The 2,452-nt window shown below is 69.2% G+C and carries 1 protein-coding gene and 1 pseudogene; both read left to right on the plus strand.

The features are described from left to right. Positions 1-398 (plus strand): annotated as a pseudogene (locus tag AB0M88_RS53145) (serine/threonine protein kinase); the annotation flags it as partial. Between the two features lie 415 nt (positions 399-813). Continuing rightward, complete coding sequence (locus AB0M88_RS53150; RefSeq protein ID WP_020517072.1) at positions 814-1,152, plus strand: RNA polymerase-binding protein RbpA; 339 nt, start codon at positions 814-816, stop codon at positions 1,150-1,152. Positions 1,153-2,452 lie beyond the last annotated feature (1,300 nt).

The raw sequence follows: 2,452 nt of genomic DNA on the forward strand, positions 1-2,452 counted from the left end.
GGGAGGCCGCGGCCGCCGAAGCGCAGGCCGTCGAAGCGCGCCGGACGGCCGAAGCCCGGGCCGTCGCCGCCGACGCGCAGGCCGTCGAAGCGCGTCGCGCGGCCGAAGCCCAGGCCGTCGCCGCCGACGCGCAGATCGCCGAGGCCCGCCGGCGCGCCGAGGAAGCCGTCGCCGACCAGGAGGCTCACCGACGGGCCGCCGACCGGTCCGCGCACGAGATCGCCGACCTCGAACGCCGCCTGGCCGCCGCCCGCGCCGAGGCCGAAGCCGCCCAGTCCCGCGCCGCCCAGCTCTCGACCCAGGTCAGCGACCTGGCGTCCGCCCTGGCCTCACTCGGCGGCGCCCGCCCGTCCCCGGCGCCGGCCCAGCCCGGCCGCGCCCCGGCGCCGGCCCCGTGACATCGCATCGACGGCGCTCGGCAGGTGTCAGGACGGTGTCCGAGGGGCAAACTCACCTCAGACAGGAAGTCGACAGGTGAACTCTTCTCAACTTCGGCGACCGCGGGGCGAATAGTGGCGGACGTACCGCCGAACCCGGAGAGGGATTTACGACCGGAACCGCCGAGTGACCCACATCGCAGCACCCGCAGAACTCGCATAAGGCCGTAAAGTGGACCAAGGTCCACTTCGACGAGGGTTCGCAGTGACGGCCTGGGGCCGCGGGCAGTTACGCTCGTAGCGTTAACGCTGCCGTCACCCACGGCGGCCAGAGACTTGGCGCCCGCCAGATCCTTTGACCAAGGTCTGGAATCCGGCGGTCGCCCCTTTCGTTACACCAACGAGAGCAGCACCACGAGCGAGGGGATAGCCGATCATGGGCGAACGCATGCTGCGCGGCAGCCGTCTTGGCGCAGTCAGCTACGAGTCCGACCGCAACACCGAACTGGCGCCCCGGCAGACTCGAGAGTACCTCTGCGTCAAGGGCCACCAGTTCGAGGTCCCGTTCGCCGTCGACGCCGAGGTGCCAACCACCTGGGAGTGCAAGTTCGACGGCAGCGTAGCCCGTCTGGTCGACGGTAGTGAGCCGGAGCAGAAGAAGGCCAAGCCGCCACGTACGCACTGGGACATGCTGCTTGAGCGGCGTTCGATCTCGGAGCTGGAGGATATCCTCAACGAGCGGCTCCAGGAGGTTCGGACCCGTCGGGGTCGTTGAGGTTCCAGTCTTTTTTGGGGGCCGTCCTTGTTTTTGGGGCGGCCTCCTTTTTGTTTGCTCCGGGGCGGTGGGGGCGGTTGCGGTCGGACGGGATTTGGGGCGAGGGTGACCAAGTCCGAGGTAAAGCGTCTATTTCGGTCTTGGTCACCCTCGCCCCGAATCGCTTGCCCACTCTCGGTCAGCCGGTGTCACCTCGGCGGTGGTCTTTGCTGTCAGGTGTTGCCCTGCCCATAGCGGTCCCGTCGCGCTGCGCGCGGCGGTGCGCTCAGTGGACACGCCGGGGGATTTTGTCGGGCGGGGCCGGCCTGAGTGGGGGGTTGCTCGGCCTCAAATCGCCCGGTTGCGCGGGTTGGTGGGCTGGCTGGCTGCCGGGTCGGTCTTCTGCCTTTGGCGTTTCGGTGGGTGGGCGGCCTCGGTCACGCCGGGCGTCACGGTCACGCCGGGCTGGTCGGTGGTAAAGGTGGGCGACCCGGTCCTTCTTTAAAGCTTTGCGTGTCACGTGGTTCGCTGCTTGAGCAGTCCCTGCGGGCGCTCGCCAGTCAACCGATCACGACGCCGGCCGCCCGTTCGCGGTCTTCGCCGTCGGCCCACCCGCCCTTCGGGGTAGGGCACCGGGAGCATCGGCAGCTCGGCCGACTCGCCCTTCGCGCTCTCTCCAGCTCGCGGGCTCATTCGATCCCATGGCGTGGCGGCACGGCCTCGTCGTCGGCCAAGGAGAAACGCCGAGCCCCGGATCACGCTGATCAGTTGGCGGCCTTCTGAGCCATTCCGTCGCGGGGATTTGTCCCCGTTGTTCTGAAGGGCGGCGCGCAAGTTTGTCGAGCGCAGCTGTCATCGTTGGTCTTGATCATCGGCCCGGCGCGAGGTCGGCGAGCTTGAATGCGTTGCGCTGGCTTGAGCCGCCCCCCGCCGTGACCGCCGCGCCCAGCGCAAGAGCCGAGGCCCTGTGGGGCCTAAACAAGCAGGCTGCCTGGGGACGCGCAAAGCTTGTATTCCCCCAACCCGCGCAACCGGGCGATTTGAGGCCGAATAACCCCCCACCCAGCTCGGCCCTGCCCGACAGACCCACCAGGCGTGCCCCCTGACCGCAAGGACCGTCGCACCGGTGACGGGATCCCCAAAGGGCGAGGCGAGTCCTGGCAAGCAAAGACCCCCGCTGAGATGGCCCGACTGACCATGAGTTGCAAGGGATTTGGGGCGAGGGACGGACACCAGCCGCCCGTCCAGGATGCCGATCCGCCGGGGCACCCGGCCGGCCACGTCGTGGTCGTGGGTGATCAGCGCGAGCGTGGTGCCGTCC

The organism is Actinoplanes sp. NPDC051411, from assembly GCF_040682075.1.
Lineage (GTDB): Bacteria > Actinomycetota > Actinomycetes > Mycobacteriales > Micromonosporaceae > Actinoplanes.